Origin of the sequence: Paenibacillus forsythiae T98, assembly GCF_000520735.1 — a bacterium.
GTDB lineage: Bacteria > Bacillota > Bacilli > Paenibacillales > Paenibacillaceae > Paenibacillus_AQ > Paenibacillus_AQ forsythiae.
Map to the genome: position 1 here is coordinate 1 of NZ_ASSC01000892.1, position 7,843 is coordinate 7,843.

General features: G+C 58.8%; 7 protein-coding genes. All 7 read left to right on the top strand.

The features are described from left to right. A partial coding sequence (locus L692_RS0127115) for an ATP-grasp domain-containing protein (RefSeq protein ID WP_025703116.1) occupies positions 1-625 on the top strand: 625 nt, incomplete at its 5' end. Between the two features lie 6 nt (positions 626-631). Beyond that, positions 632-1,927, top strand: coding sequence for an adenylosuccinate lyase (gene purB, locus L692_RS0127120; RefSeq protein WP_025703118.1), 1,296 nt, complete (start codon positions 632-634; stop codon positions 1,925-1,927). Between the two features lie 27 nt (positions 1,928-1,954). Then, positions 1,955-2,848 carry a phosphoribosylaminoimidazolesuccinocarboxamide synthase gene (locus tag L692_RS0127125; protein WP_025703120.1) on the top strand — a complete coding sequence of 298 codons (894 nt, stop codon included), beginning with the start codon at positions 1,955-1,957 and terminating at the stop codon, positions 2,846-2,848. Positions 2,849-2,959: 111 nt separating this feature from the next. Then, complete coding sequence (gene purS, locus L692_RS0127130) at positions 2,960-3,205, top strand: phosphoribosylformylglycinamidine synthase subunit PurS (RefSeq protein WP_025703122.1); 246 nt, start codon at positions 2,960-2,962, stop codon at positions 3,203-3,205. 5 nt (positions 3,206-3,210) lie between these two features. Next, the gene (purQ, locus tag L692_RS0127135) at positions 3,211-3,900 is read left to right on the top strand and encodes a phosphoribosylformylglycinamidine synthase subunit PurQ (protein ID WP_025703124.1); all 690 of its coding nucleotides are present in this window, start codon (positions 3,211-3,213) and stop codon (positions 3,898-3,900) included. Continuing rightward, entirely contained in the window at positions 3,878-6,127 is a 2,250-nt protein-coding gene (purL, locus tag L692_RS0127140; protein ID WP_025703126.1) for a phosphoribosylformylglycinamidine synthase subunit PurL, read from the top strand. The genes purQ and purL overlap by 23 nt, the downstream gene beginning before the upstream one ends. Next, positions 6,112-7,608, top strand: coding sequence for an amidophosphoribosyltransferase (purF, locus tag L692_RS0127145; RefSeq protein ID WP_025703127.1), 1,497 nt, complete (start codon positions 6,112-6,114; stop codon positions 7,606-7,608). Before purL ends, purF begins: the two co-directional genes overlap by 16 nt. The last annotated feature ends 235 nt before the right edge of the window (positions 7,609-7,843 follow it).

A 7,843-nucleotide genomic window follows, 5' to 3' on the forward strand; every position in this document is an offset into this window, starting at 1 on the left:
AGACGCCTCGCTGGTGCTGGAGAAGTTCGTGCCGTTCCGGTGCGAAATCTCGGTAGTTGCCGCCCGCAGCGCGCGGGGCGAGGTGAAAAGCTTTCCAGCGGCGGAGAATATTCATGTGAGCAATATTCTCCATCTGTCCATCGTGCCCGCCCGGGTGCCGGGGGCCATCCAGAGCAGAGCCCGCGAGCTGGCGGAGAAGCTCATCGCGGGACTGAACGCCGTCGGTCTGCTGGCGGTGGAGATGTTCGTGACGGAGGATGGCGAGCTGTTCGTCAACGAGCTGGCGCCCCGGCCGCATAACTCCGGCCATTATACGATGGACGCCTGCGCTACCTCGCAGTTCGAGCAGCATGTGCGGGCGGTGTGCAACCTGCCGCTTGGCGATACGGAGCTATTGACCCCCGTCGTTATGGTCAATGTGCTGGGCCAGCATCTGGAGGGCGCAATCGGACGCTTCTCCAGTGATGATGAAGCGGCCAATCGGCTTGGTGTCATTCCCAAGCTTCATATATATGGCAAGACCGAAAGCAAGACGGGCCGCAAGATGGGCCACATCAATCTGCTCTGCAAGGATACGGCGGATGCGCTGGCCTGGGTAGAGCAAACTAACCTTTGGAGGAACTGAAATCACATGATCGAACGTTACAGCAGACCGGAAATGCGTGCCATCTGGACCGAAGAGAATAAATTCAAAGCCTGGCTCGAAGTGGAGCTGTGCGCCTGTGAGGCATGGGCGGAGCTTGGCGTCATCCCGAAGGAGGACACGGTCAAGCTGCGGGAGAACGCGGAGTTCAATATCGACCGGATCTACGAAATCGAGCAGGAGACCCGCCATGACGTGATCGCGTTTACGCGCGCGGTATCGGAGAGTCTTGGGGCGGAGCGCAAATGGGTGCATTACGGCCTGACTTCCACCGATGTCGTTGACACGGCGCTGGGTTACCTGCTGCGCCAGGCCAACGAGATTTTGGAGAAGGACATTGTGAATTTCATTGAAATTCTAAAAGACAAGGCGGTCGCTTACAAAGATACGCCAATGATGGGACGCACGCATGGCGTACACGCCGAGCCGACAACATTCGGTCTGAAGATGGCGCTGTGGTACGAGGAAATGAAGCGCAATCTGGAGCGGTTCCGCCATGCCGCAAACGGCGTGCAGTTCGGCAAAATCTCCGGGGCGGTCGGCACCTACGCCAACATCGACCCGTTCGTGGAGGAGTTCGTCTGCCGCAAGCTGGGCACAAGCCCCGCGCCAATCTCGACGCAGACGCTTCAGCGCGACCGTCATGCCGAGTATATGGCGACGCTGGCGCTGGTCGCTACTTCGCTTGACAAGTTCGCTACCGAAATCCGCGCGCTGCAAAAGAGCGAGGTGCGCGAGGTGGAGGAGGCTTTTGCCAAGGGACAAAAAGGGTCGTCTGCGATGCCGCACAAGCGCAACCCGATCGGCTGCGAGAATATTTCCGGCCTGTCCCGGGTGATCCGCGGACATATGGTTACAGCTTACGAGAACGTGCCGCTCTGGCATGAACGCGACATCTCGCATTCCTCGGTGGAACGGGTCATTCTCCCGGATGCGACGATGCTCCTCAACTATATGCTGAACCGTCTTGGCAACATTGTGAAGAACCTGACCGTGTTCCCGGAAAATATGAAGCGCAATATGGAGCGCACGTATGGCGTGCCGTTCTCCGGCCGCGTCATGACGAAGCTGATCGACAAGGGCTTCAGCCGCGAGCAGGCATACGATACGGTGCAGCCGCGCGCCATGCAGGCTTGGGAGACGCAGCAGCATTTCCGCGAGATCGTCGAGAATACACCGGAAATCACGGCGTTGCTCAGTCCCGAAGAGATTGCGGACGCGTTCAACCCGTCTTGGCATCTCAAGAATGTGGATACGATTTTCCGGAAGCTGGGCTTGATCTAAACTCATTTCTTCAAGGGAGGAAAGGCCATGACACACCCTGCCGTATCGACTGCGGTGGATCTGATCGACGCTCCGCTGCTGTACAAAGGCAAAGTGCGCGAGCTGTACGATTTGGGAGAGCATATGCTGATCGTCGTGACGGACCGGATATCCGCGTTCGACTATGTGCTGGAACCGGCTGTGCCGGAGAAAGGCAATGTGCTGAACCGCCTGAGCGCATTCTGGTTCGGTCAGACGAAGGAGCTGCTGGAGAATCATGTTGTGCATATTGACGTGGACCGTCTGGGCGCGATCGTCAAAGAACCGGAGCTTCTGAGAAACCGCATCATGGTTGTGCGCAAGGCGCAGCGGATTGATATGGAATGCGTGGTGCGCGGATACATTACCGGCGGCGGCTGGCGGCAGTATAAGGAGACCGGCAAGGTCAACGGCATCGAGCTGCCAAAGGATCTGCGCAAAAACGCGAAGCTGCCTGAGCCGATCTTTACACCGGCGGCCAAAAATGACGTCGGACACGACGAGGACATTCCGTTCTCCACAATGCAGGAGCTGATCGGCAAGGAGCTGGCGGACGAGCTTAAAGAGAAGAGTCTGAAGCTGTATGCTTTCGCAAGGGATTACTGCGCCGAGCGCGGCATTTTGCTGGCCGACTGCAAGTTCGAATTCGGTATTCTGGACGGCAAGGTCATCCTGATTGATGAAATTTTCACACCGGATGCCTCCCGTTTCTGGGCACAAGACAAATACGCGCTGGATATTGAAATCGACAGCATGGACAAGGAGCCGGTGCGGGCTTATCTTGCTTCCTCTTCCTGGGACAAGGACAGTACACCCGATCCGCTTCCGGAGGAGGTCGTCACTGAGACGAGCCGCCGCTACCTGGATATTTACCACCGGATTACCGGACATTCGCTGAACTGATTTTTCTTAATGGTTGAAGTTCGATTTATATAAAATTGCTATTGTCCGCCTGCCTTTCATTATGTATTCGGAAGCTCGGGGGCATGAATATTTAGGAGGAACGACGAGGCTATGTTAAAAGCGAAGGTATATGTCACCATCAAAAAGAGCGTGCTTGATCCCCAGGGGGTAGCTGTACAAGGGGCACTGCATTCTGTAGGCTTCCAGGAAGTCGAGAGCCTGCGCATCGGGAAGTACATGGAACTGACTCTGGATACGAACGACCGCGAAGAGGCCGCAAAGCGTCTTAAGGATATGTGCGAGAAGCTGCTCGCAAATACGGTGATCGAGGATTACCGATACGAATTGGAGGGGTAAGAGTCATGAAATTTGCTGTCCTTGTCTTTCCCGGCTCCAACTGCGACATCGACTGCTACAAAGCGGTAGAGGATACGCTTGGCGAGCCTGTTGACTTTGTGTGGCATACGGCGACCGACCTGTCCGCTTATGACTGCATTCTCGTTCCGGGCGGCTTCTCTTACGGCGACTACCTGCGCTGCGGCGCGATTTCGCGGTTTGCTCCCGTGATGAACGAGGTGGCCAAGGCCGCTGAGCAGGGCAAGTTCGTGCTCGGCATCTGCAACGGCTTCCAGATTCTGACCGAGGCGGGACTGCTGCCGGGCGCGCTGCGACGCAACGAATCGATGAAATTCCGATGTCATGATACGACGCTTAAGGTCGTTAACAATACAACGCCTTTCACAACGGATTATGCGGAAGGCGAAGAAATCGTCATTCCGATTGCCCACGGCGAAGGCAACTACTACTGCGACGAAGAGACGCTGGCTTCGCTCAAAGCGAATAACCAGATCGTATTCACTTATACGAACAATCCTAACGGCTCTGTCGCCGATATTGCGGGCATCTGCAATGAACGCGGCAATGTCGTCGGCATGATGCCGCATCCGGAGCGGGCGGTTAATTCACTGCTTGGCTCGGAGGACGGCAAACGGATGTTCAGTTCCATTTTGAAAACCTGGAGGGATACTCATGGCACAGCAAGTGTCCGCTAAGGAACCGACCGCGGAGCAAATCAAGGACCAGAAAATTTACAGCCAGTTCGGCGTGTCGGACAGCGAATACGAGCTGATCTGCTCGTTCATGGGACGCCTTCCCAATTATACCGAAATCGGCGTGTTCAGCGTCATGTGGTCCGAACACTGCGCGTACAAGAATTCGAAGCCGCTGCTGCGGCGCTTCCCGGTAAGCGGCCCCCGCGTCCTGATGGGACCGGGCGAAGGCGCAGGGATTGTGGACATCGGCGACAATCAGGCCGTCGTGTTCAAGATCGAGAGCCACAATCATCCGTCGGCGGTAGAGCCATATCAAGGCGCGGCGACGGGCGTGGGCGGGATTATCCGCGATATTTTCTCGATGGGTGCAAGACCGGTGGCGGTTCTGAACTCGCTTCGTTTCGGCAAGCTCGAAAGCGACCGGGTTAAATACTTGTTCGAGCATGTCGTATCCGGCATCGCGGGCTATGGCAACTGTATCGGCATTCCGACCGTCGGCGGCGAAGTGATGTTCGACAACAGCTACGACGGCAACCCGCTCGTCAACGCCATGTGCGTCGGGCTGATCGATCACGACAAAATCCAGCGCGGCGTCGCCAAGGGTGTCGGCAACCCGGTATTCTACGTCGGGCCGCCTACGGGACGCGACGGCATTCACGGCGCGACCTTCGCTTCGGTAGAGCTGAGCGAGGAGTCGGAAGCGAAGAAGACGGCGGTGCAGGTCGGCGATCCGTTCATGGAGAAGCTGGTTATGGAAGCCTGCCTGGAGCTGATTGATACCGGCATCGTGCTCGGCATTCAGGATATGGGCGCGGCGGGTCTGACCTGCTCCAGCTCGGAAATGGCGAGCAAGGCGGGCAATGGTCTGGAGCTGTATCTCGACCAGGTGCCGCAGCGCGAGGAAGGCATGACGCCTTACGAGATGATGCTGTCGGAATCCCAGGAGCGGATGCTGTTCGTCGTCGAGCCGAAGGATGAGGCGCAGGCACAGGAGATTTTTGACCGCTGGGGCGTTATCTGCTGCAAAGTCGGCAAGGTGACGGACGACGGTCGGTTGAAGCTGTTCCATCACGGGGAAATCGTTGGCGACATGCCGGTGACGGCGCTGGTGGACGAGTGTCCGGTGTATGACAAGCCTTCTTCCGTACCGGCTTATTACGAGGAGAATGCGTCTGTCGATACGCTGCGTTATGAAGAAGTGACCGACCTTGGCGGCGCGCTGAAGAAGGTGCTGGCTTCTCCGACAGTCGCCAGCAAGGCATGGGTCTATAACCAATATGACTATATGGTCCGCACCAGCACGGCGGTACGCCCCGGCTCGGATGCTGCGGTCGTGACGATTCATGGCACGCGCAAGGGCCTTGCGATGACGACGGACTGCAACGGACGCTACGTGTACCTGGACCCTGAAGTCGGCGGCAAAATCGCGGTCGGCGAAGCGGCGCGGAACATCGTCTGCTCCGGCGCGAAGCCGCTGGCGATTACGGACAACCTGAACTTCGGCAGTCCGGAGAAGCCGGATATTTTCTGGCAGATGGAGCGCGCTGTGGACGGCATGGCGGAAGCCTGCCGCGTGCTGGACACGCCGGTTATCGGCGGCAACGTCAGCTTGTATAACGAGAACGCCACAGGCGCGATCTATCCGACGCCGGTTGTCGGCATGGTCGGACTGGTGGAAGACACGGATCATATTACGACGCAGGGCTTTAAAAATGAGGGTGACGCCATTCTGCTGCTCGGCGAAACGCGCGCGGAGCTTGGCGGCAGCGAGTTCCAGTACGCCGTGCACGGCGTAACGGAAGGCCGTCCGCCGCAGCTTGACCTGGCGGTAGAGCGCAAGCTGCTTGACGCTGTGCTTGGCGCCATCCGCAGCGGCCTTGTCCGCTCGGCGCATGACCTCTCCGAAGGCGGCCTTGCGGCGGCGCTGGCCGAGAGCTGTATCAGCGGCCGGATCGGCGCGAATGTAATTTTGTCGTCGAAGGGGCTGCGTCCCGATGTGGCGCTGTTCAGTGAGAGCCAATCGCGTATTTTGCTAACGGCTTCTGCGGACCAAGGCGAGCAATTGCGAGTGTTTATCGCGGCCGCAGGAGTGCCGGTAGAAGTAATCGGCACGGTCAGCGGCGAAGGGCCGTTGCGTATTTGGATGGATGGCGAGATTGTGCTGGATGAACAGGTTTCCGACCTGAAATCAGTTTGGGAGGATGCTATTCCATGTCTTATGAAATAAAGACCGGGAACAAGCAGGCGGAACCCCTCCTGTGGACCGGCGACTTTTACAACGAAGGAACGGGCTCGGGAGATATATTTGATACATTAAAAGAAGAATGCGGCGTTTTCGGGGTCTTCGGACACCCGGAGGCCGCTTCCATGTCTTATTACGGCCTTCACGCGCTTCAGCACCGCGGCGAGGAAAGCGCGGGCATCTGCGTGGCGAACGGCCGGGACTTCAATTATCATCGCGGTATGGGGCTGGTCAAGGAAGTATTTGACAAGGACAAAATCCTGTCGCTTGTCGGCGACATGTCCATCGGGCATGTTCGCTATTCCACCAGCGGAGACAGCCGGCTGACGAACGCGCAGCCGCTCGTCTTCAAGTACCGCGACGGCGATCTGGCGATTGCCACGAACGGCAATATCGTGAACGAGCCGCTGATCCGGCGGGAGCTGGAGAGCAGCGGCTCGATCTTCCAGACGACAAGCGACACCGAGGTGTTGGCGCATCTGATCGCGCGTTCGCCGAAGGATTTTGTGGACGCGGCCAAGGATGCCCTGCGGCAGCTCGTCGGCGGCTTCGCTTTTCTGCTGATGACTAACGACAAGCTGCTGGTCGCTTCCGACCCGAACGGTCTGCGGCCGCTCGTGATGGGGCGGGTTGGAGAAGCGTATATTTTCGCCTCGGAGTCCTGCGCGCTGGAGACGATCGGCGCGGAGCTTGTCCGGGATATCCAGCCGGGCGAGCTGCTGATTCTGGACAAGGACGGCATGACCGAAGACCGGTTCGCCGAGCCGCAGCGCAAGGCGCTGTGCGCGATGGAGTATATTTATTTCGCCCGGCCCGACAGCGACATGAACGGAGCGAACCTGCACGCCGCACGCAAGCGGATGGGCAGCCGGCTTGCGCTTGAAGGCTTTGTCGACGCCGACATCGTGACCGGCGTGCCGGACTCCAGCATCTCCGCCGCGATCGGCTATGCGGAGCAGACGGGCATCCCGTACGAGCTTGGGCTGATCAAGAACAAGTACACCGGCCGGACGTTCATCCAGCCGAGCCAGGAACTGCGCGAGCAGGGCGTCAAGATGAAGCTCAGCGCCGTCCGCCGCGTCGTGGAAGGCCAGCGCGTCGTCATGATTGACGACTCCATCGTGCGGGGCACGACCTCGCGCCGGATCGTGAACCTGCTGCGCGAAGCGGGCGCAACCGAGGTGCATGTGCGCATCACTTCGCCGCCCTTCAAGAATCCGTGCTTCTACGGCATCGACACGCCAGACCGCCGCGAGCTGATCGCTTCCCATCAGTCGATTGAAGAAATCCGCCGCGAGATCAATGCGGATTCGCTGGCGTTCCTGTCGCCGGAGGGACTGATCCAGTCCATCGGCGGCCTGAGCGGCGGCGATTACAAAGGCGGGCTGTGCCTGTCCTGCTTCGATAACGATTACCCGACGCAGGTTGACTTTGGCGGGGCGGAGAAGGAAGGATGTTCGTGCTAGGACGGACATCCCCCTAAATCGTGGGTCGATCCCCCTAAATCCCCCTTGCCAAGGGGGACCCCGGAGGGCCAGCCCTCCGGCCACCCGAAAAAATCGGCGTAACGGAGTTTGGTTCGAGCTTGCTAAGCGGGGCTAATGCGGATAGCCGCTTGTCGTCCCTTCCGCTATCGCGGACGGCGGGACACGCTTTACGGCGCTGCGCTCCCCGGCATCCGGCCTGCGGCCGCCGCCGGGC